This is a genomic window from Streptomyces sp. NPDC059851 (assembly GCF_042732005.1).
GTDB lineage: Bacteria > Actinomycetota > Actinomycetes > Streptomycetales > Streptomycetaceae > Streptomyces.
This window is the reverse complement of sequence record NZ_JBHWJJ010000062.1, coordinates 1-21,492: the sequence shown is the minus strand read 5'-3', so window position 1 is coordinate 21,492 and position 21,492 is coordinate 1. Positions and strand designations below refer to the sequence as shown.

Below are 21,492 nucleotides of genomic sequence, written 5' to 3'. Positions count from 1 at the left end.
GGACGGCTACCGCCGTGCGATTGAGGCGCACCGCCGGGCCGCGCCCCCTTCTCGGGTGGACCCGGGTATCGCGGAAGCGGTGGAGCGGCAGAACGCCGCGATGCGAGAGCTGTCCCGCCGCGCGTTCCCCGCCACGGAGGATGCGCCGGCCCCGATCGAGCAGACCCGTGTCCAGCGCCGCCGCGAGGCTGCGGCGACCGAGGCCGCTGCCCTTCGCCGGGCCCGGTCATACTGGACCCTCGCCAGCGGCGGCGCGGACAACGCCGTCCGCCTGTGGAACCTCGGCGGCGACCGCACCCCCTCCTGCGCCACCGGCCACACCGCCCCCGTGCGGTCCGTTGCGTTCATCCGCGATGGCCGCTCCTCGCCAGCGCCGCCGAGGACGCACCATCCGCCTGTGGAAGACCACCTGATGGACATCGACGAGCTTGCGGCACAATGGCCCCTTGCACACGCAGTAGTTGACAGGGGCGGCCAGGGGGCGGGATGCAGCCGGGGGAGCAACTGGCCGGGCGGTACCGGCTGGACGTGCGGCTCGGGCACGGTGGCATGGGCGAGGTGTGGCGGGCCCATGACGTCGAGCTGGGCCGGGCCGTGGCCGTGAAGGTGCTGCTGGAGTTCGACGCGTCGGAGGAGCAGCTCGGCCGGTTCCGCCGCGAGGCCGCCATCGGGGCCCGGCTCCAGCACCCTGGCATCACCGTCGTCCACGACATCGGCCACCACGACGACCGCCTCTTCATCGTGATGGAGCTGCTGGAGGGCCGGGACCTCTCGGACCTGCTGGCCGACTCGCCCGGCGACGGCCTTCCCCTGCCCCGGGCGCTCGATCTCGCGCTCCAGACGGCCGAGGCGCTGGCCGCCGCGCACGCGCAGAAGGTGGTGCACCGGGATCTGAAGCCCGGGAACCTCTTCCTCCTCACCGACGGCCGCCTCAAGATCTGCGACTTCGGCATCGCCCGCGCCGCCGACTCCACGACCGGGCTGACCGCCACCAGCAAGCCCTTCGGGACCCCGCCGTACATGGCCCCCGAGCAGTGGCGGGGCGAGTCCGTGGACGGGCGCTGCGACGTGTACGCCCTGGGGTGCGTGCTGTACGTGCTGCTGACCGGTGCTTCCCCCTTCGCAGGGGTCACGCAGCCCTGGGTGCTGATGCGGATGCACCTGGACGAGGAGCCGCCCACCCTGAGCTCCGTACGGGCGGACCTGCCGCCCGCGCTGGTGGAGCTGGCGGCGTCGATGCTGGCCAAGAGGCCGGCCGACCGGCCCGACGCCACCGCCGTCGCGGAGCAGATGCGCGCGCTGCTGCGGGAGCCCGCCGTGCGCGACGTACCCACCATGGACCTGGGGGCGACCGCCCGGGCGGCCCCGGCCGACCTGGGGCCCAGCCGCCGGAACGTCCTGCTCGGGGCGCTCGGCGCGCTGGCGGGGATCTCGGGCGGGACGTACGCCGTCGTGCGGCTGACCGGCGGCGAGAAGGACGGCGGCGCGGGCGACAAGAAGGCAGGCGACAAGATCGGCGGCGGCGATTCGGGAGACGGGAGCGACGGACCTGGCACGGGCGGGGTGCGCACGGCGTACGAGATCAAGAAGCACGCCGGCTCGGTGGAGTCGGTGGCGTTCAGCCCGGACAGCAGGTTCCTCGCCAGCGGCGGCAACGACCGCAGCGTCCGGTTGTGGAACTTCCTCGGCGAGACCGGCCTCAGCCCCTTCCCCGGCCACGACGCCGCCGTGACCTGCGTGGCCTACAGCCCCGACGGCTCGGTTCTCGTCGGCGGGAGCGACAGGGCCCTCCGCCTGTACGACGTCTTCAGCCTGGAGTCCGTCGGCGTTCTGGCGGGACACACGGGGCATGTGCGCGCGGTGGCGTTCAGCCCGGACGGCAAGACCGTGGCCAGTGGGGCCGACGACGGCACCGTCCGTCTCTGGGACGTGGTGACCCGCTCCCCCGTCGCCGTCGCCTCCCTCACCGGCCACACCAAGCCGGTGCTGTCCCTGGCGTTCAGCCCCGACGGCACCCTCGCGAGCGGCAGCGCCGACAGCACCGTCCGCCTCTGGGACCTCGGCAACCGCTCCACCACCGCCACCCTCACTGGTCACACCAAGGCCGTCGCCTCGGTGGCGTTCAGCCCCGACGGCAAGATCCTGGCGAGCGGCAGCGCCGACAGCAGCATCCGCCTCTGGGACGCGGCCACCCGCACCGGCGTCACCGCCGGCAACCTGACCGGGCACAACAGCAGCATCCGGTCGCTGGCGTTCAGCCCGGACGGCAGGACCCTCGCCAGCGGAGGCGGCCGTACCGTCCGGCTGTGGGACGTCGCTTCCCGCGTCCACCGCGCGACCCTCAACGGACACACCAGCGCCGTGACCTCGGTCGCGTTCAGCCCGAAGGGCGACACCCTCGCCAGCGGGAGCGACGACTCCACCATCCGGGTGTGGAAGCTGTCCTGAGGGCGACGAAGACCGCTGGATGCCACGAACGTGGAGTTCGCAACGGAGTCTGCCCGGCTGCCTGCTACGCCGCTCGCCCAAGGGGCCGGGTCCTCCGGAGCACGGACGCGGGCAGGTGGGGGCGAAGGCCGCCCCTGGGCGTCATTCGGGGCGATCAGCCTCCCGGTCCGCGCTGACCGCCGACCGGTCGGACGGCGCGGCGAGGTCCTGGGAGCCGCCCGAGGCGGCGGCCAGTTCCACGGCCTCGCGCAGGACCACGTCGAGTCCGGCACGGACCGCAGCCCGGTCCGAAGCACCGGCACCGGCATCGGAACCGGAGTCGGCCGCGGCAGGCCCCGCAGAGTCGCCCGCGGCGGTGTTCCGGGGTTCCGGCGCGTCGCCGTTCCGGCCTTCCCCGCTCCCGGTGCCCGGAACGGACGCCCAGGCGAGGGCCCGCACCCTGCAGACGAGCGCGTCCCGGGGCAGGCCGGCCGCGCCGAACATCGCGGCAGCCTCCGTCCTCGCGGCCACGGCCTTGTTTCCCGGTCGTCCTCGAACAGCTCGCAGGCGCGCCTCCGGGCCGAGCCGGTCGTCGTGCGCGTACCCGGCCTCGCCGGTCACGGCGGTGATCCGCCGCCACAGCGGCGTGTCGTCCGGGTGCCCCAGCGCGGCCATCCGCCGCGCATCCCGCACCAGCTCGACGAACTCCCCAGGGATCGCGGGGACAGCCGGAGCACCGGCAGCACCGCCCGCGCCCCCGCCGGAGGCGGACCCGGCGGCCGTACGCAGCCCCAGCGGCAACGGCTCCCCAGTCAGGGGCGCGCACACCCCAGCCGGGCGCGCCGCCGGTCGCCGACCCCGGTCGTGCCGTTGGGCGCGTCGAACGCGGCGGCCAGGGACTCCGCCTCGGCCCGTACGGTCTCGCGGCGGCCGGATCGGCCGGGTGGTCCAGGGCCCGTCCGGCCAGCGAGCCCCAGCATGCCCACTCGTAGGCGTCCAGCTCGGCGCGGGTGCTGACGTGGCCGTGGACGGGGGTCCAGCCGTCGGCGACGACGCGGTCCACCGTGGTTGCCAGACCTGCGAGGTCAGCCCGATGCCCTTCAACGTGGCGGGCCTCCACCCCTACTGGAAGGCGTTCCGCGCGCTACCCGCTGTGGGGCCTCAAGATCCGGTAGGCAGAACTCACTGATCCGTTCGGTCAGCTCCGCAGCGGCGCCACGGACGTCGTGATCGTGTGGCTACCCGTGGAAGAGCCTGACTTCACCGTCGTACTAGGGATGTTGACGGTTCTGCAGCTGAGTTCGGCCGCTTCGTCCTTCGATGGTGTGGCCGACTGCGCGGCGAAAATTGGCCGGGATCCATGCCTGATGCAAGTTCAATCGGTTGCGCCCGGCCGTGGCGGCGAGGGTACGGTCCGCGCCCATATTCGGGGCGGATGGGCTCCTCCGTCGCCGGCCGCGCACCGGCCCTCCTTTGCGGCTGGCTACCACGTCGCCGACCGGCTTCGTTCGCTGCGCCTCAGTCGTCCATTGATCAGAAACGGTTCGGGTTCTGGGTCGCCCGGCAGAGCGGCATCCCGGCCGACGTGAAGTCGATCAAGGTGAAGGTGCCGGCCGGCGCCATGTCGCCGGACCTGGCCACCGACCTGGCGAAGATCACAAACCCGGCTCGAGCTGTTCCGCTGGCCTTCCTACTACAACCGGCGCCGCCGCCACTCAGCACTCGGCTACCGCACGATCAACCTCAACCGGCGGGTGCACGTCCGGTAGGACACGAGCGCGTGCGGCCACCGGTCGGCGAGGGCTCACCGGAGCATGACAGCAGGTCACCGGACCGTTGCCGGAGCGGCGTTGTCAGTGGTGGGAGATACGTTCGAGGTCTTGGAACGGCTGTTGTTTGACAGGAGCGGACGATGACCGAGAGCAGTGTGCTGCCCGCGCTCAGGGTGGTGCTGACGGATGTCAACGAGCGTGTGGTGGAGGCGTGGCGCGCCGCGTTCGCCGACACCCCAGGCATCGAGATCCGCAAGGGCTCGATCCTCGAGGAGGACGTCGACGCCTGGGTCACCCCCACGAACTCCCGGGGCCGGATGGACGGTGGGGTCGACGCCGTCATCAAGCGGTACCTGGGGTCCGGCATTCAGGTGCGCGTCCAGCGGGCGATCCGTGACCGGTTCGCCGGATCCATGCCGGTGGGCAGTGCGGTCTGCGTCCCGTCCGGCGCGACCGTCCCCCGATACCTGATATCGACGCCGACGATGGTGCGGTCCTCGCAGAACGTCAGCGCCACGCTGAACGTGGCGTTGGCGTGCGCGGCCGCTTTCCAGGCCGTCCATCGGCAGAACCGGAAGACGCCGGGCAGCATCCGGTCCGTGGCGTTGGTCGGGTTGGGGGCGCAGACCGGCCAGGTGCCGGCCCGGGTGTGCGCCAATCTGATGTGGACCGGCTACACGCTCTTCCACGACCACTGGTTCGAGGACGACGACGAGCTGCGCTCCACGATCACCTCCCAGCTCCACGGGATCGAGAACGCGCCCGTCGACCAGCGGGTGCGCATCGTGCCGCCGGCGGCCGTCACGCCCGTCGCCCCCGGGCCGGTGCCCGAGGGTGCCGCTTCCGCTCCCGCTCCCTCCACCGCCCCCTCCTCTCCTTCTGCCACGACGAGCGAAAGCGCCTCTGCCATGACCGGATCGACGACTGGCGTCCCGGCTCCGGGCCTGTCGCCGCAGCCCCAGCCCGATGCGAACGACCCCCTCGCTCTGACCGAGCTCTTCGACGGCGGCGGGGAGGCATGGCTCCCGCTGTTGAAGCCGGTCATCGAGGCGCAGCCGGACGCCGCGCGGTTCATCGGGAAGGGCCGCAGCCACGAGGTGGTCCCGGTCCGCGAGCTGACGTTCCAGGCGCTCAAGCCGAACCCGCCGCACAAGTGGAAAGTCGTGGTCTTCGGCCAGAACCCGTACCCGCGGCCGGAGAGCGCCACCGGCATAGCCATGTTCGACAACACCTTCAGCGACTGGAAGGACAGCCAGTTCGGCCGGGTCGTCAGCATCCGGTGCCTCATCAAGGCGGCGGCTATGTGGAAGTACGGCATCGCCAAGAAGACTCCGATCGCCGACGTGCGGGCGCTGCTGAAGGAGCGGGACACGGTTCAGCCGCCGGAGTGGTTCCAGGCGATGCTGACGCAGGGCGTGCTCCTGCTGAACGCGTCGCTGACTTCGAGCGGCGACGGGGCGATGGGTGCCGACCAGCACACGGCGTTCTGGCGGCCGGTCGCCGAGCGGATCGTCGAGGAGATCCTCAAGGCCAAGCAGGAAGCGGCCGAGGAGGACCGCGGGGTCGTGTTCGCGTGGTGGGGGGCGCACGCCCGCAGCCTGAAGCGGGTCGTCCTGCGGCTCCAGCAGAAGTACCCGGACGTCGAGGTCCGGCACCTCGACCACGCGAACCCGGCGGCACAGGGCGACATCTTCTGCGAGGGCGACCACTTCGCCCAGGTCAACGACGCGCTGACCTCGCTGGGCGCCGACCGCATCGACTGGCTGCCGAGCCAGGGGTGGAACAAGACGGCGGCCGACGCGGGCGGTGCGGACGGGGGTGTCGCGGCGCGCATGGGCGCTTTCATCGAGTCGACCATGAACCTGCACCAGCTGTACCTGGAGCGCCTCACCAGCGTCAAGGACGAGGGCCTGGCCCTGCCCGCGATCACCGGTGTCTTCGACACCCCGCTGATGGACTTCCAGAACGCCGTCGCCCCGGTCTCCGCGGCGCTGTCCGGGCTCGCCGGGCACATCCGACGCTCCCACGACTTCGGCAAGCACCGTGCGGACCAGGCGGTCGGCGGCGGACTGTCCGCCGATGCGATCGCCGCGCTCCACCTCTACACCTGTGAGTCAGCCTTCTACCGCGAGATCAACAGCGTTCTGCGTTCCCCCGACCGCACCAAGGTCACGCCCTACCTGCCGTACCTGCGACTGCTGTTCTCGGCGGTCTCGGAGCTGCCGACCTACACGCAGCCGCTGTGGCGCGGGGTGTCGCTGGACCTTCGGGCGCAGTACCCGGTGGGCCGGACGGTGACCTGGTGGGGCGTCTCCTCGTGTACCTCCGAGCTGAAGGTGGCCAGGGCGTTCTTGGGCAGTCGCGGCAAGCGGACCCTCTTCGAGGTGACGCCGGCCCGGGCGGTCGGGATCAAGAGCTTCTCCGCCTTCACCGGCGAGGAGGAATACATCCTTACGCCGGGTACCCAGCTCAAGGTGACGGAGGTGAAGAGCGAGCCCCGCGGGCTGTGCACGGTCCGGCTGAGCGAGGTCACGGACGCCTCTCCCGTGGTGTCCTGAACCGCCCCCCCCGTTCCACGGCAACCCCGGCAACCACGTGGCAGAGGCCAGTACCGGTCCCGTCGTCGCCCCTGCTGCAACCTGGGGTTTCCATGTCCTGAGCGAGCGGCACGAGTGTGCAGGCGCCCCGAGGGCCACGTCTGCCTCGACAGTGGTGACGCGTCTGCTGCTGGCCCACCGTCACCAATGGTCGCGGGCAAGGCGCCGATCTTGTACTGGGCAGCGCCGAATGCACGGGGCCGTGACTTCAGATGGATCACGTCCGGGAGCCTGCTCGCGCTTGTGATCTGGATGATCGCCTCGGCGGACTTCGCGTTCTACGTCGCGAACTTCGCCTCGTACAACAAGACGTACGGAACCCTCGCCGGGGTGATCATCTTTCTGATGTGGCTGTGGATCACCACCTGGCCATCCTCTTGGGCCTGGAGTTCGACGCCGCGATGGCACGCCAGCGTGCCAAGGAATACCCGGCGATCGTCCGGCTCTGGGAGAACGCCTGGGAGGAGTTCACTCCGTTCCTCCGCTTCGCCACCGAATCCGCCGCATCGTGTGCACCACCTACGCGATCGAGTCCGTGAACGCGAGGATCCGGCGGGCGGTCAAGGCCCGCGGAAGCGCGCACGACACGCTCACTTCTGCACTTCGCGGACCCACGCTGTGAGCCCTGTCACGAATCCTGCCTTTTCGTCGGGCGACAGCCCCTCCAGCGCGCGCAGCAGCGGCTCGGTCCGCCGGACGATGAAGGCTTCGAGCGGCAGGCGGTGTTCCTCGGCCAGGGACACCAGGACGCGGCGGCGGTTCGTTGGATCTTCGGCGCGATCCACGATGCCGGCCCGGCTCAGGGCTCCGACCAGTTCGCTGGCGGTGGACAGTGACACCTGAAGGCGTCGGGCGATCTCGCTGACGGCCAGTGGCTGTCCGGCCAGCAACTGGGGCAGTACGGCGCCGTGGCGCGGCGTCAGGCCATGCGCCTCCATGGCGCCTCGCAAGGGCTCCGGCATCAGATCCCGTACGACCGAACCGCGGAAGAACGGCTCCAGCAGCGGTACGAGACCGGCGACTTCGAGCTCATCCGGGGTCGGCTTCCGTGACGCCTTCCCGGCGTTCTCGCTCTGCGGCATGCTACAAGTGTATATGGTTCTGATATCCAAACCGTTTGGCTCTCCGAAGGATCTCTTATGCCGTCGATCAGCTACAGCGATGCGCTCAATGACGCCCTGGAACGCATGGATGACCTGGGGTACGAGCGAGGACAGGCCGTAGATCTCGCCAACCACGGCCCGATGGGCGCCGAGGCACTCGCCCTGCTCGGGCAAGTGGACGAAGTCGCCCGGTGGGTAGGGCGCTACCGGAAGGCGATGGAACACCACGAGCCCCCTTCCGCCAGCTTCGCCCTGGACCCCACGGACGAGTCCTCGTGGCGTCCCGCCCTCGGCACCTTCCGGCGGGCCGGGGACTGGGAGCAGCTCTTCGTCCGCGAGCTGGCCGAGGCGCACTGGCGCGAGGTGCTCGTGCGCTGGTGGCCCCGTCTGCTTCCTGGGCTCTTTGCGGGTTTGACGCACGGGGTCATCCGCACCGCGCACGCCGTACGCGGCCTGTACGCGACCGGCGACGGAACCACAGCACTCCAGCTGAAGGAACTGGCCCGGGGCTTGGCCTACTGGGCGGCCCGCTACAGCGAACTCCCCGGCCGCCCGCGACTGCACGGCCACCACGAGCTGCCCGACGCGGTCGCCACGCTGCCCCGCGTACCGCTCGACGGCCCGCTCGGGCCGGGTACCGCCCGCCACCGCCTGGACACGCTCGCCGAACTCCCCGGCTACGGCGAGTCCTTGGAGACGCTGGCACCGCAGCAGGAACCCCGGCTGTTGAGCGAGATGACGGTTCAGTTCGCCGATGTCTATCTCGGTCACCCCGAGGTGTACCCCGTCCCGCTGATCCACGGCGTCACGGCCCCCGCCGCCGTCCGCCTCGTACTCCCGCATCTACCGCACGAGCTGCACGCGCCGACGCTGGCCCGGCTCTGGCAGGTGCAGTCGGCGTTCCTGCTCGCCTTCACCTCGGACCGGCGCGACGAGGGCACGGCGGCCTGGCAGTCGGAGATACCGGATCTGCCCCCACTGGACGAGCTGGGCGCCCGCGCCGCCGAGCACGGCGACGAGCACGTCATCAAGTTCACCGAAGCGTGCCTGCGCGAATACGCCCTACGGCCCGACCCGCGCTATCCGGCCGCCGCCTTCGCCGCGCAGCGGCGCATCACCCGCCTCGACGCCGGCGGTGGGGTCCGCGGAGCTGCGTCATGATGCACAGCTGCCCTACCTGTCGACCCGCGAAGGACCCCTTCTCCGAGCGGTTCACCACGCACCTCCTCATACGCCCGCCCCCAACAGGCCGTGCCGAATGTATGAAAACAAGACAACCTGACGCTGAGGCTGAACGCGCGTAGAACTCCCCGGGTCGCCGGAGCTGGCGGGCTGGCCTCCTGGGTCGTCGAGTCGACCCAAATGGCTGAATGTTGAACTATTGGCCGACAGGCGCACTACGGTTGCGGAGGTTGCTGTTCCACCGAGAGGAAACCCCTCATGACCGCTGCCGAAGCGCCAAGAACGGCCTGCATCCTCACCGGCTACCGCCCCGAGGACGGCTTCCTGGCCGCCGAGCTGAATCCGCCTCCCCCCGAGTACGTATGGCACGACAAGGACGCCGAGCAGCAGGAACAGCGGTACGGCCCGGGGGTGGGATACCAGCAATGGCTGGCCGTCGACGCGTGCACTGGCGCGATCTGGTTCGGGGATGTCGACTGGCGGGCTCCACGGGAAGACGTGGAAGGCCGGCTCCCCGGCGTGCCGCGCAAGGCGCTGGGCGACGGCGTGCTGCCGGCCCCCGGGGTGCTGGTTCAACTGCTGAGCCACATGACACACGATGAGCAACACGGCTGCTCCTGGCGCTTCTTCACCGCCGCGGAGGTGCATGAGCTCGCCCTGCGCGTCCTGCCGGCCGTTCAGCGGCTCGTCGACTCGATCCACCGAATCGGGCCGGACGGCGAGCTGGAGTGGTCCGCCGAAGCGGCCACTGCCTGGGAGGACATCGAGCGGGTCGCCTCCCACTCCTTCGAGGCTTCCCGAGCGGTCCTCTGGCCCAGGCTTCGGATGAGCCCCGTCCCCGCGTGGCGGGTCGAGGTCGGCGCCTTCCTCGAGGGCAATCCCGACCTGTGCGACCCCGCCTGGGCGGTGGCCACCGACGCGGAGCTCGACGCCTTTGCGGACTACCGGCCCGACTCGGGTTACGGCGGCGTCCCGGGACGCGTCTGCCTCGCCGCCGGTCAGCAGATCGAGGACGGTTTCACCTTCTACGGCCACCGTGCCGCCCTGTACGCCCACCGGGCGCGGGCCTGCGGCGGCCGCACTCCGATCGACGCCCGCACGTGGCTGGAGACGACAGAGGCCGGCAGGAGTGCCTGGGAGGCGGCCAAACCCCCCGGAGCCACCCTCGCCGACGTGCCGGACTGCGTCCTGTCGCTGCTGGTCGAGAGCTTCGAAAGCGCCGCGCAGGAGCAGGGGCTGGCTCTGATGGGACTGCCCGCCTACCTGCGGACGCTGCGCGCCGAGGAAAGGAAGGGCGTCGATCGGCAGCTCGTCCGCGAAGGCGAGGAGGTCGAACGCCTGGAGAACGTGCTCCGGGAGTTCCGCGCCGCACGGAACCGCACCATGACGCGGATCCTGGCGTGGGCCGACGGGCGCAGCGACGAGGAGATAGCACGCCTGGCCTCCACGCCCCCGGACCTCGTCGGCGACTGGCGGGCCCGCCTGGGCGACGAGCAGACCTCCCAGGCCGCAGGGAGCCCCTCTCGCCGGGTTCCCGACGACTCTTGACAGCCTTGCTCGGCAGGCCCCAAGATCGGGCCGTGAACCTGTCAGACAGCCAGACAGGTGGTGGGATGCCGCGGCGCGTGAGCGCGATGGAAGCGGTGTTCGGCCACCTGCGCACCGCCATCGAGCGCGGTGAGTACGCAGTGGGGGACAAGCTCCCCTCCGAAGCCGAGCTGTGCCGCGCTCTCGAGGTCAGCCGGCCCGTTCTGCGCGAGGCCCTCCGGGCCTTGCAGGCCATGGGCCTGACCGTCTCGAAGACGGGCAAGGGAACCTTCGTCGTGGCGAACACGGTCGAGGACCCGACCTTCGGCGACTACGCCGCCAGCGACCTGCTCGAGGTGCGCCGGCACGTCGAGATCCCGGTCGCCGGGTACGCCGCGGTGCGCCGCACTCCGGAAGACCTGGACCACCTGGCCCACCTGCTCGACCGGATGGAGCAGGAGACCGACACCACGGCATGGGTGGCCCTCGACACCGTCTTCCACCTGGCGGTCGCCGAGGCCTCCCGCAACCCGGTCTTCCGTCGGGTCATCGAGGAGATCCGCGACGCGCTGGCGCGCCAGTCGACCTTCCTCAACGAGCTGGGCGGCCGCCGCGAGCAGTCCAACTGCGAGCACCGGGCGATCTACGAGGCGCTCATCGACGGCTGCGAACCGGACGCGATCGAGGCCATGTCCCACCACCTCCACAGGGTCGAGACGACCCTGACCGACATCGTGCACCCCAAGCGCACGGACAGCCCCACGGAAGGCGGACCCGAGGCGTGAGCGAGCAGTTCCTCCAAGACGAGAGGCGCCCCTCCCCCCGTCACGTCGACGCCGGCGACGCCGGCTACAGCAAGTCGTTGCAGCCCCGGCACGTCAACATGATCGCCATCGGCGGTGCCATCGGCACCGGGCTCTTCCTCGGTGCGGGCGGCCGGCTCGCCGAAGCCGGGCCCTCGCTGTTCATCGCCTACGCCGTCTGCGGCATCTTCGCGTTCCTCGTCGTGCGGGCGCTCGGCGAGCTCGTTCTGTACCGGCCGTCGTCCGGCGCCTTCGTGTCCTACGCCCGCGAGTTCCTGGGCGAGAAGGGCGCCTACACCGCGGGCTGGATGTACTTCCTCAACTGGGCCACCACCGGAATCGCCGACATCACGGCCGTGGCCGTGTACACCCACTACTGGGGCCTGTTCTCCGACGTCCCGCAGTGGGTGATCGCCCTCATAGCCCTGACCGTGGTCCTCGCCGTGAACCTCATCTCCGTGAGGATCTTCGGAGAACTGGAGTTCTGGTTCGCCATCGTCAAGGTCGGCGCCCTGGTGGTCTTCATGGCCCTCGGAATCTTCCTCCTGGTCACCCGCCACCCCGTCGACGGCGTCGTACCCGGCCCATCCCTGATCACCGACAACGGCGGGATCTTCCCCAACGGCCTGCTGCCCATGCTGCTGATCGTCCAGGGCGTCGTCTTCGCCTACGCCTCAGTGGAGCTGGTCGGCGTCACGGCCGGTGAGACCGAGAACCCCGAGAAGATCATGCCCAAGGCGATCAACTCGATCATGTGGCGCGTGGGCCTCTTCTACGTGGGCTCGGTCGTCCTGCTGTCGATGCTGATGCCGTGGAACGGCTACAGCGCCGATCAAAGCCCGTTCGTGACCGTGCTCTCCCACATCGGCGTCCCCGCCGCCGGCGGCGTGATGAACCTGGTCGTCCTCACCGCGGCCATGTCCTCACTCAACTCCGGCCTCTACTCCACCGGGCGCATCCTGCGCTCGATGGCCGCCAACGGCTCCGCCCCCCGCTTCACCGCCCGCATGAGCCGCACCCAGGTGCCCTACGGCGGCATCCTGCTCACCAGCGGCGTGTGCGTCCTCGGCGTCGGCCTCAACTTCGTGGTGCCCGACGACGCGTTCGAGATCGTCCTCAACCTCGCCGCCCTCGGCATCCTCTCCACCTGGGGCATGATCATGATCTGCCACCTGATCTTCTGGCGGAAGACCCGCGACGGCGAACTCACCCGCCCCGACTACCGCCTGCCCGGCTCCCCGTGGACCCAGGTGATCACCCTGGTCTTCCTCGCCTCCGTCCTGGTCCTGATGTACGCCGACGGCGGAGCGGGACGCACCACCGTGCTGTGCGTGCCTCTGATCGCCGGAACCCTCGTGGCCGGCTGGTACGCGATCCGCCGCCGCGACGCACGCGCCGCCACCAAGACCGGCAGCTGAACCGGACGGCGCCGGCTGCACGATCCGCGCAGCCGGCGCACCACCCGGCACAAGCCCCACCAGCTCGAACCAGCACAGCAAAGGAGGCACTGATGCGCAGCGCACCCCTCGCGGACGCGCCCGGCATCCGGGAGCCCCTGCACGCACCCGTCGCCCACGTCACCAGGGGCGGCGTCATCGAGGGCGTCCACTACGGCTCACTCGTCGTCCTCGGCAGGGACGGCGAGGTCCGCTTCGCCCTCGGCGACACCGAGGCCGCCTGCTACCCCCGCTCGGCCCTCAAGCCCGTCCAGGCCGCCGCCATGGTGCGGGCCGGCCTGCCCCTCGACGGCGCCCTGCTCTCGCTCGCCATGGGCAGCCACTCCGGCGAGGAACGCCACCTCGCCGGGGTCCGGCGGATCCTGGCCCTGGCCGGCGCCACCGAGGGGGACCTGCGCAACGTCCCGGACCTTCCCTATGACCCGGCCGTTCGGGACACCTGGACGCGGCAGGGGCGCCCGCCTTCCCGGCTCGCCCAGAACTGCTCCGGCAAGCACGCCGCGATGCTGTACACCTGCGTCCTGGCCGGCTGGCCCCTGGAGACCTACCTGGACCCCGCCCACCCGCTCCAGAGGACGATCGCCGAGGCCGTCGAGGAGCTCACCGGCCAGCGCACCGCGAACGTCACCGTCGACGGCTGCGGCGCCCCGCTGTTCTCGGTCTCCCTGCACGGCTTGGCTCGTGCCGCGGCCCGCATCGCCACCGCGGCGCCGGGCACGGCCGAGCACCGGGTGGCGGATGCCCTGCGCAGCCACCCCGAGATGGCCTCCGGCGCCGGTCGGGACGTCGCCGACCTGATGCGCGCCGTGCCCGGGCTGCTCGCCAAGGACGGCTTCGAGGGCGTCCAGGTCGCCGCTCTCCCCGACGGCCGGGCCGTGGCCGTGAAGATCGCCGACGGGGCGAACCGCGCGCGCATCCCCGTGACGGCCGCAGCCCTGGCCATGGCGGGAGCCGACCCGCGGCTGCTCGCCCGGTTCACGGAGCAACCCGTCACCGGCGGCGGCCGGCTCCTCGGCGCCATCCGGCCGGTGCCGGCACTCGCCCCGACGGCCGCCCCCGCACCCGCCTGACCGCACAGACTGCCGGAATCCGGCCACCACCTCAGGAAGAGGACCCGCACACCCATGACCGCCGCCACCCGCAGGGAACACGACCTGCTCGGAGACCGCGACGTCCCCGCGGACGCCTACTGGGGCGTCCACACCCTGCGCGCCACCGAGAACTTCCCCATCACCGGCACCCCCATCTCCACCTACCCGCACCTCATCGACGCCCTCGCCTCCGTCAAGGAGGCCGCCGCCCTGGCCAACGAGGAACTCGGCCTGCTGGAGGCCTCGAAGGCCGCGGCGATCGTCGCCGCCTGCCAGGAGATCCGCGGCGGGAAGCTGCACGACCAGTTCGTCGTCGACGTCATCCAGGGCGGCGCCGGCACCTCGACGAACATGAACGCCAACGAGGTCGTCGCCAACCGGGCGCTGGAACTGCTGGGCCACACGAAGGGTGCATACCGGCACCTGCACCCCAACGAGGACGTCAACCTCAGCCAGTCCACCAACGACGTTTACCCGACCGCCGTCCGGATCGCCACCGTCTGCGCGGTGCACGGCCTGCTCGACGCCATGGCCGTGCTCCAGGAGGCCTTCACCCGCAAGGCCGTCGAGTTCCGCGACGTCCTGAAGATGGGCCGCACCCAGCTCCAGGACGCCGTGCCGATGACGCTCGGGCAGGAGTTCTCCGCCTTCGCCGTCATGCTCGACGAGGACCGCAGCCGGCTCGCGGAGGCCGTGGAGCTGATCCACGAGATCAACCTCGGCGCGACCGCGATCGGCACCGGCCTCAACGCCCCCGCCGGATACGCCGAAACGGCCCGCCGCCACCTCGCCGACATCACCGGTCTGCCCCTGGTCACCGCGGCCAACCTGGTCGAAGCCACACAGGACTGCGGCGCGTTCGTCCAGATGTCGGGCGTGCTCAAGCGCATCGCCGTCAAGCTGTCCAAGACGTGCAACGACCTGCGCCTGCTCTCCTCAGGGCCGCGCGCGGGTCTCGGCGAGATCAACCTGCCGCCGGTGCAGGCCGGCTCGAGCATCATGCCGGGCAAGGTCAACCCGGTGATCCCCGAGGTCGTCAACCAGGTCGCCTTCGAGGTGATCGGCAACGACGTGGCCATCACCATGGCCGCCGAGGCGGGACAGCTCCAGCTCAACGCCTTCGAGCCGATCATCCTTCACTCGCTGTCGGAGTCCGTCACGCACCTCCGCGCGGCCTGCCTCACCCTCGCGGAGCGCTGCGTGGCCGGCATCACAGCCAACACCGAGTTGCTGCGCGCGACCGTCGAGAACTCGATCGGCCTGGTGACCGCCCTGAACCCGCACATCGGGTACACCGCCGCCACCGACATCGCCAAGGAGGCACTTGCAACCGGCCGTGGTGTGGCCGAACTCGTCCTGGACAGGGGCCTGCTCCCGGCCGAGAAGCTTGCGGCCCTCCTACGGCCCGAAGCGATCGCCGGCCCCCGCGCGGACATCGCCTGAGGCCTGCTGGCCGGACATCGGCCTGCCCGGGGCGCCCCACTCCCCGCACGAGTGGGGCGCCCCGGCCGCCTCGACGAGTACGCTGCCGCGGCTCCACCTCGAGCACAACGCGTCGGTCACGCTCGCCCTTCAAGCTGTTTCGTACTCGCCCTGGATCCGCATGTGCGCGCCGGCCGCCCAGGTGTAGGGGATCCGGCCCGGGGGCACCCAGCCGCCGTCCCTCGGGCGGCATGCGAAGACCGTGGCAACACTGCCGCCGTGCGCGACGACGGGAGTGAGTCCCTTCCACGTGCCGCGGGTGCCGTCGCGGTAGCGACCGGTGCCCTGCCAGCCCCACTCGGTGCTGCCGACTCCCGCCGCCGCGAGCGGCAAGGACGCCTGGACCTCGCCGGAACCGAGCTTGCTTCCGGGACCCCAGGTCAGCTCGGCGACGTAGAGGACGGTGTCGCCGATCCGTGCGTACCGGCCGCCCGGGACGGACGAGCCGAGTGCGGCCAGACCCGACCAGGCCGGCGTGTACGGCGTCCAGGTCAGGCTGTCGGCCCGTCGGTAGGTGTCCCAGCCGGTGCCGTTCCAGCGCAGCAGATCGCCGCCGTCTTCGTGGTACCGGCCGCTGTGAGGGGCGGCGGCTGCGGCCAGGGACAGGGCTTGCCCGAGGGTGGGCCGCTCTCCGGGCCTCTTCGCGAGTAGGGCGGTGATCAGCGACGCCAGCGGAGTGTCGCCGCCTTGCGGTGGTGGGGGATCGTGCAGTGCCACCGCCGCGAACGTGGCGGTCGGGGTGTCGCGCCGGAAGGGCGAGGTGCCCTCCACCGCCTCGTACAGGGTGGCGCCCAGCGAGAAGAGATCGCCGGCGCCCTGGTCCTCACCCCCGTTGAGCCTCTCCGGGGCCATGTACTCGGCCGAGCCGACGACCCCGCCGGTCACGGTGAGTCTCGTGTCGGTCCGGTGGACGGCGATACCGAAGTCGGTGAGCAACACGTCCCCGTCCGGGGTCAGCATCACGTTCGCCGGCTTGAGGTCGCGGTGCACGATCCCCGCCGCGTGGGCCGCCTCCAGGGCCTTGAGCAGTGCGGTGGCCACCTTCGCCACCCGCGCGGCCGGCATCCTTCCCTCCACCCGCAGGTACTCGCTCAGGGAGCACCCTTCCACGAGGCGCATCACGATCCAGGGAGTGCCCTCCTCGACCACCACGTCGTGGACGGCCACGATGTGCGCCTTGTCGCGCAGCTTCGCCGCGTTGCGGGCCTCTCGTGTGGCACGGGCCAGCCGTTCTTCCTGTTCGTGCTCCGAGCCGGCCTGCTGCGGCAACCAAACCTCCTTGACCGCCACCTCCACGTCCAGCGCCTCGTCGTGCGCCCTCCACACCCGTCCGAACCCTCCGGACCCCAGGAGATCCACGAGCCGGTAGCGCCCCCCGATCGTCCTGCCCGGCTGCGCCTGCTGTGTCAACCTCGCCCGCCCTTCCGCCCGTTGCCGGTCCGATCCCGCGTGAGGTGGCCGGGATCCGAGGCTACGGAACCATGCGGCGGGCTTCAATGACGCGGCATCCGCCCGCTCGCGCTCGGCGCGCAGAGGCCGCTTCTCACCGCCGCCTCCCGCTAAGGCGTCGTTCCCTTTGGCGCTTCGGCTCGTTGTGCTGAGCATGGCGAGTCTTGCGGAGGTTGGCGCTCGGCAGCGCACCCGACGCGAACCAAGCCCTCCGCCGGGCTGCACGGTTCAACGAGCTGAAACGGGACCTGCGGGTCTGGGGCCGTTCTTCCAATGCTGGTTGGGGAAGTCCGCGAACGCGGTCAGATCCTCCTTCGCTTCCAGCAGCATCTCTTTGACCTCGGGGAACTGCCTGCCGAGCATGTCCGCGACGTTGTCGAGCTGGGCCCTGACCGCATCGGCGTTGGGCTGGGCGAAGTGTTTTGCGACCTGGACATCGGCTTCGCCGGCCCGCGGGGTGTCCAAGGTTAGGAGTCCTCCCGGTGCAGTAGCAGGATGGTATCCGCGGCGAACGTGGTGGCTCCGGACTCACGGAGGTCGTCCAGCTTGGGAAGGCGGTCATACCGCTGCTCGGGGTTGCGGTTCAGGGGGCTGGTGGCGACGACAGGGATGTTCAGCTCCCGGGCGGGGGTCTTCAGGTCGCGGACGACCTCTCCGGCTTCGCGTTCGCGGAGGTCGCTGCGTTTCGCCGGACGGATGTCTTGGATACCGTCGACGGCGAGGATCGCCACACCGTGGTCCTCGACGAGTTCGCGGGCCTCGGTTTCAAGGGTGGCCATAGTGAGGCGGCCGGGGGTCTTGACGTGGAGCGGGGCTGCGTCCACATGCGGGACGCGGCGCGCCATGCGGGTCCAGTCCTCGTCGGACATCCCCCTTCCGCGACCTGTCAGTTCGGGCCGCGGAAGGGGGAGTTGCCGCGGATCAGCGCTTGAGCGTGAAGGTGAAGTCACCGGAGAGCCTGGCGCCCAGCCGGACCGCCGAGACGAGACTCCCCTCTGCGATCAAGCGCTCGACCTCGGCCCGTGCGAGACCGCAGCCCTCGGCGATGAGCCGTACCGGCCGGACGGGTATCCGGGCCGCGAAGCGGACCGAGACGTCGATGACCTCGCGGTCCAGGTGGTTCGAGCCGCCGGTGTCCAGGCGCCAGGCGCCGTCCCAGTCGAGGGCGATGCGGTTGCGACGCTGCAGGACCGGGTCCTGGAGCAACTCGGCGGCCAGACCGTGGTCGTTTTCGTGCAGCCGGTCCAGCAGTTCCGGTCGTACGGAGCGGACGTTCGCCCGCTCGAAGACCGTGAGCTTCGCCGTGTCCCCGCACCCGGTGCAGAGGACGAGGAGCCAGGCGTCGAGCGCCTTGTGGTTCGCGTTGACGCGGAACTTGCCGCTCGCCCGGAAACGGTCGGACGTGCACGCATGGCAACGACGGCGGACGAGGGGCAGGCAGGTGGGAGCGACCACCCAGGTGTTGAGCACAGGTGTACACCGGTTTCAGTGAGAAATCCGCAGCAGGAAGCAGCACGGCGCGCAGATGCGCGACGCGCGACCGATCAGCTCTTCGGGGGTCTCACAGGGTGTACAAGGGTCTGCCTTCGGCTCGACGACGCGTTCGGACAGCACGGTAGGCCTGCACGGCGGCACCGTTCCACCGGTTTTCCGGGCATGCGCGGGAACGGCTCGGCTTCCCGGGACGGCCGGTCGCTCGCCGGAGAGCGCCGCAATGAAGGGCTCCCGGACCGCCGGATCGCCGGACCGCCGGATCGCACCAGCCTCCTCCAACGCCCGCTTCTCCGCGTCCGCGTCCGCGGTCACGACGTGATCGGTCCCGGACCCGCAGGCGAGCCGCACGGAGCGAACCCGTCCCGGCCCGGGCCCGCGGGGAACGTCACGTCGACCACGGTCCGGCGCCGTCGACGTTCATCGTCAGGTAGCGGTGAACGTCCCACAACCCGCCCGGCGAGGCTGACGCAGCGGCCTGCGGGCCGAAAATCTGCCCGGCCTGGTCGAGCGTGCACCGGTAGACGCGGTGGATCAACTGCGGCTCCGCCTCCACGACGCCGCACAGAACCACATCTGGCTGGATCGCCCTCGACCTACTGCGCCTGCCTGGATGCCGGTGCACGCCCGGACCGGTCCCGCCCGGCGCTGGGAACCGCGCCGGCTCCGCCGGCGGCTGCACTCCACTGCCGCCCACCTCCCACCCCGCATCCCCGCCTCGCCAAGCACTGGCCGTGAACCGCTGTGATCACCGATGCCCTGGCTCGACTCGACGCCCTCCCGAACCAAGACTGACCAGCGCCTTCCGTCCCTGCGAGCGGCGCGACCCGGCGGATCGCCGATCTCTACCGGGAGAGGCGAAGACCGACGCGAAGGACGCGGCGGTGATCACAGACCTACACGGCCCGGTGGGCACACCTTCACGTTCACGCGTCGACTTCGACCTGGTCCGCGGACAGACCCCACCGCAGCTTCGCGCCCACCGACTCGGCCAGTTCCCCACCTCTCGGGCGCTCAGCAGCTGACCCCAGCCGAGGGTGCGCAGCGGAACGCAGCGCTCGCAGTAGCCCCTCGCTTCCAGCAGAAGTGAGCCACGTCCGGCGCCAGTCCTGTGCGGCAACATGGGGCGAGGCGGAGTCGAAGCACGCGTATGCCCGGACGTACGCCGCCCCCGGCCCGGCTGGCCTGGGCGAGCAGGGCGGCGAAGACCTTCTTCCGGGTGCCGTTCGGCGGCCCACTTCCGCAGGCGGTTGTGGGCGCCCTTCCACGAGCCGAAGTGTTCGGGCCGGTCCATCCGCGGCGTGCCGGTGCGGTACTCGATCGCGATCGCATCGAGTCCGGACCGACAGCAACGGCGCGATCCTGGCGCACTGCACATCAGCGGCCGGCGGCGTGGTGAGCAGGTCTGATGACGCTCTTCGCGGGACTCGACTGGACCCGCGCTGGCCAGACCGCGGTGATCACCGTGTGTCTCCTCGCCGACACCATCGGCCACAAGCGGGGGAGCGGCGGAGCCGTCGAGGACGAGGCCACCGCCTTGGAGGTGCTCGCCGGGGCGGGATCCGGGTTCAGCCCGGAAGCCGCTGAGATTTCGGAGGTCATCCCCGCCACCGCGCTGCTTGCGCGACAAGCATGCACCCGCGACAGCCGCACCGATCGGCCTGCCGACCGCACGGAGGATCCTGCGGGTGCTGAGTACCGGCCAGGACGTGCACTCGCCGCGCACAGCCTCACCGGACACCAGGTCCACATGCTCGGCCTCGCTGTGCTGACCGTAACGCTGGACGCGGCCCACGCCCAGGCCCTCGCCGTACTGCTCACCGCCCGCCCTGAACTCCCCTGCTGCGAAGACGCATTGCGGTGGGGCGCACCGGCCGAGACGGCTGCGGCCTCGCTCGCGGTGGCCCTGGCCGCGTACGGGCGGGGCCCGCCCGGGTCCTAACCTCCGGGCAGGTCACCTCCAGCCTCTCCTCCACGGCTGCCCGGCAGGTGACCGATGTACGGAACACCCGCCCGGCCCCCGCTGACCCGCCGTCGCGGCCACTGCGCCGCGAGCTCGGGCACGACTGGAAGGGCATCGACGCCAGCCGCTGAGTTGGATTGTCCGGCGCGGCCGCGGGGCGTCGGCAGGCGGTTGCGTTCTGTTGCCCCGACAACCTCCGCCCACCCGGCGCCGGCGGCTATCGTGGCGGGTGTCGACTGCAGGAGGAGAAGTGACCACCGCCCCCGGGCGCCCTCATGGTGTGCCCCCGATGCCCGAGCGCAGTATCCCGGCCCTGCGTGCCGCGGTCGCCGCGCACACGCCCCAGCTCCTAGCCGATTTCGAGGCGAACTGGCGGGCGAGGATCGCGGACACGTACGACATCGGTGCGGCGCCGGCGTTCCTGGCCCGGTGGTGGGCCGAATACGCCCTGGCCCGCGATCCGGGGCTCGACCGGTATGTGCGCGATTTGGAGGAGCGGGCCGCCCAGTCCGCCGATCCGGACAAGGCCATGGCCCTCCTGGAGGAGGCAGCGCAGATCCACCGCCGGGTGAGCCTGCTCGGGCCTGGCGAGTGACCGAGGACCTCACCGGCCCGCCATGGGCAACCGATTGGACCAAGAGCGCCGCCGAATACCGCGACAGCCTGCCCACCACGGTGCGGGACCAGATCATCGACGCAGTCACCGAGCTGAAATGCTCGCGCCACCCCTACCGTGACGATCACCTTGACACGGCCAAGGTCAACATCGAGCCCGTCCGTTCCACCCAGCCCCGCGGGGCCCACCTCCTGTACTTCGACCGCGGGCGCGGGTGGCTGCGCTACGTGTTCACCCCGCGCGTTGCCGAACCACAGATCGTTATCGAGACCCTCTTCTGGCAATGACCCAGCCGCAGGACGGGGCTGTAGAGCCTGGATGCCGATCGTCGGCAAGGCGGCACTCGTCTTGGGCAGAGGGACGACCCACCTCGCGCAGCAGCTCCCGGCGCTCGCGGGTCAGCCGCCGCGGCCCGCGCCCCGCTGCAGCCCGCCGGCCCTGGAGATCCGTCCGGCCGCGACCGCCTGCGTCCGCTGCGCCCGGTCCGATCCGCGCCGGCCGCCGCACCCGCCTGACGTCGACCGGTGTCCGG

Annotated in this window: 18 protein-coding genes and 3 pseudogenes; 13 read left to right on the top strand and 8 right to left on the bottom strand. The window is 71.0% G+C overall.

Annotated features, from left to right (window positions below):
* The first annotated feature begins 486 nt into the window (after nt 1-486).
* Nucleotides 487-2,448: a WD40 repeat domain-containing serine/threonine protein kinase gene (locus ACFV7Q_RS21455; protein WP_385430586.1), complete on the top strand. Its 1,962-nt coding sequence runs from the start codon at nt 487-489 to the stop codon at nt 2,446-2,448.
* A gap of 141 nt (nt 2,449-2,589) precedes the next feature.
* Here ACFV7Q_RS21455 and ACFV7Q_RS21450 read toward each other — a convergent pair whose 3' ends face one another.
* Together ACFV7Q_RS21450 and ACFV7Q_RS21445 are read right to left on the bottom strand one after the other, a co-directional pair.
* Nucleotides 2,590-3,102: a hypothetical protein gene (locus ACFV7Q_RS21450; protein ID WP_385430584.1), complete on the bottom strand. Its 513-nt coding sequence runs from the start codon at nt 3,100-3,102 to the stop codon at nt 2,590-2,592.
* A 244-nt stretch (nt 3,103-3,346) separates the two neighbouring features.
* Nucleotides 3,347-3,514, bottom strand: a pseudogene (locus tag ACFV7Q_RS21445) (SAM-dependent methyltransferase); the annotation flags it as partial.
* An 825-nt stretch (nt 3,515-4,339) separates the two neighbouring features.
* Here ACFV7Q_RS21445 and ACFV7Q_RS21440 point away from each other — a divergent pair.
* The 3 genes and pseudogenes from ACFV7Q_RS21440 to ACFV7Q_RS21430 form a co-directional block, all read left to right on the top strand.
* On the top strand, nt 4,340-6,757 hold the full coding sequence (locus ACFV7Q_RS21440) for an ADP-ribosyltransferase domain-containing protein (protein WP_385430582.1): 2,418 nt from the start codon (nt 4,340-4,342) through the stop codon (nt 6,755-6,757).
* A gap of 207 nt (nt 6,758-6,964) precedes the next feature.
* Nucleotides 6,965-7,215: pseudogene (locus ACFV7Q_RS21435) on the top strand (YihY/virulence factor BrkB family protein); the annotation flags it as partial.
* A gap of 6 nt (nt 7,216-7,221) precedes the next feature.
* Nucleotides 7,222-7,370, top strand: a pseudogene (locus ACFV7Q_RS21430) (transposase); the annotation flags it as partial.
* A 16-nt stretch (nt 7,371-7,386) separates the two neighbouring features.
* Here ACFV7Q_RS21430 and ACFV7Q_RS21425 read toward each other — a convergent pair.
* On the bottom strand, nt 7,387-7,878 hold the full coding sequence (locus tag ACFV7Q_RS21425) for a MarR family winged helix-turn-helix transcriptional regulator (protein WP_385430580.1): 492 nt from the start codon (nt 7,876-7,878) through the stop codon (nt 7,387-7,389).
* Nucleotides 7,879-7,935: 57 nt separating this feature from the next.
* On the opposite strand from ACFV7Q_RS21425, the gene ACFV7Q_RS21420 reads away from it, so the two are divergent.
* The 6 genes from ACFV7Q_RS21420 (at nt 7,936) to aspA (ending at nt 15,402) form a co-directional block, all read left to right on the top strand.
* Nucleotides 7,936-9,060 (top strand): hypothetical protein, encoded by a 1,125-nt coding sequence (locus tag ACFV7Q_RS21420; RefSeq protein ID WP_385430578.1) that lies wholly within the window; start codon nt 7,936-7,938, stop codon nt 9,058-9,060.
* 279 nt (nt 9,061-9,339) lie between these two features.
* Nucleotides 9,340-10,629 (top strand): hypothetical protein, encoded by a 1,290-nt coding sequence (locus ACFV7Q_RS21415; protein WP_385430576.1) that lies wholly within the window; start codon nt 9,340-9,342, stop codon nt 10,627-10,629.
* 86 nt (nt 10,630-10,715) lie between these two features.
* Complete coding sequence (locus tag ACFV7Q_RS21410; RefSeq protein ID WP_385430608.1) at nt 10,716-11,393, top strand: FadR/GntR family transcriptional regulator; 678 nt, start codon at nt 10,716-10,718, stop codon at nt 11,391-11,393.
* A complete protein-coding gene (locus ACFV7Q_RS21405; RefSeq protein ID WP_385430574.1) occupies nt 11,390-12,829 on the top strand; it encodes an amino acid permease in 1,440 nt (479 codons plus the stop codon). The genes ACFV7Q_RS21410 and ACFV7Q_RS21405 overlap by 4 nt, the downstream gene beginning before the upstream one ends.
* A 92-nt stretch (nt 12,830-12,921) precedes the next feature.
* The gene (locus ACFV7Q_RS21400) at nt 12,922-13,938 is read left to right on the top strand and encodes an asparaginase (RefSeq protein ID WP_385430572.1); all 1,017 of its coding nucleotides are present in this window, start codon (nt 12,922-12,924) and stop codon (nt 13,936-13,938) included.
* Between the two features lie 54 nt (nt 13,939-13,992).
* Complete coding sequence (gene aspA / locus ACFV7Q_RS21395; RefSeq protein ID WP_385430570.1) at nt 13,993-15,402, top strand: aspartate ammonia-lyase; 1,410 nt, start codon at nt 13,993-13,995, stop codon at nt 15,400-15,402.
* 129 nt (nt 15,403-15,531) lie between these two features.
* Here the strand turns inward: aspA and ACFV7Q_RS21390 are convergent, their stop codons facing one another.
* The 5 genes from ACFV7Q_RS21390 to ACFV7Q_RS21370 form a co-directional block, all read right to left on the bottom strand.
* Nucleotides 15,532-17,046, bottom strand: coding sequence for a serine/threonine-protein kinase (locus tag ACFV7Q_RS21390; RefSeq protein ID WP_385430568.1), 1,515 nt, complete (start codon nt 17,044-17,046; stop codon nt 15,532-15,534).
* A 72-nt stretch (nt 17,047-17,118) separates the two neighbouring features.
* Nucleotides 17,119-17,355 carry a transposase gene (locus tag ACFV7Q_RS21385; protein ID WP_385430566.1) on the bottom strand — a complete coding sequence of 79 codons (237 nt, stop codon included), beginning with the start codon at nt 17,353-17,355 and terminating at the stop codon, nt 17,119-17,121.
* 2 nt (nt 17,356-17,357) lie between these two features.
* A complete protein-coding gene (locus tag ACFV7Q_RS21380) occupies nt 17,358-17,759 on the bottom strand; it encodes a DnaB-like helicase C-terminal domain-containing protein (protein WP_385430564.1) in 402 nt (133 codons plus the stop codon).
* Nucleotides 17,760-17,811: 52 nt separating this feature from the next.
* Complete coding sequence (locus ACFV7Q_RS21375; RefSeq protein ID WP_385430562.1) at nt 17,812-18,360, bottom strand: DUF1062 domain-containing protein; 549 nt, start codon at nt 18,358-18,360, stop codon at nt 17,812-17,814.
* 409 nt (nt 18,361-18,769) lie between these two features.
* Complete coding sequence (locus tag ACFV7Q_RS21370) at nt 18,770-18,937, bottom strand: hypothetical protein (RefSeq protein ID WP_385430560.1); 168 nt, start codon at nt 18,935-18,937, stop codon at nt 18,770-18,772.
* An 852-nt stretch (nt 18,938-19,789) separates the two neighbouring features.
* On the opposite strand from ACFV7Q_RS21370, the gene ACFV7Q_RS21365 reads away from it, so the two are divergent.
* From ACFV7Q_RS21365 to ACFV7Q_RS21355, 3 genes are all read left to right on the top strand, one after another.
* The gene (locus tag ACFV7Q_RS21365; RefSeq protein WP_385430558.1) at nt 19,790-20,323 is read left to right on the top strand and encodes a hypothetical protein; all 534 of its coding nucleotides are present in this window, start codon (nt 19,790-19,792) and stop codon (nt 20,321-20,323) included.
* A gap of 310 nt (nt 20,324-20,633) precedes the next feature.
* A complete protein-coding gene (locus ACFV7Q_RS21360) occupies nt 20,634-20,939 on the top strand; it encodes a hypothetical protein (RefSeq protein WP_385430556.1) in 306 nt (101 codons plus the stop codon).
* Nucleotides 20,936-21,247 carry a hypothetical protein gene (locus tag ACFV7Q_RS21355; protein ID WP_385430554.1) on the top strand — a complete coding sequence of 104 codons (312 nt, stop codon included), beginning with the start codon at nt 20,936-20,938 and terminating at the stop codon, nt 21,245-21,247. Before ACFV7Q_RS21360 ends, ACFV7Q_RS21355 begins: the two co-directional genes overlap by 4 nt.
* The last annotated feature ends 245 nt before the right edge of the window (nt 21,248-21,492 follow it).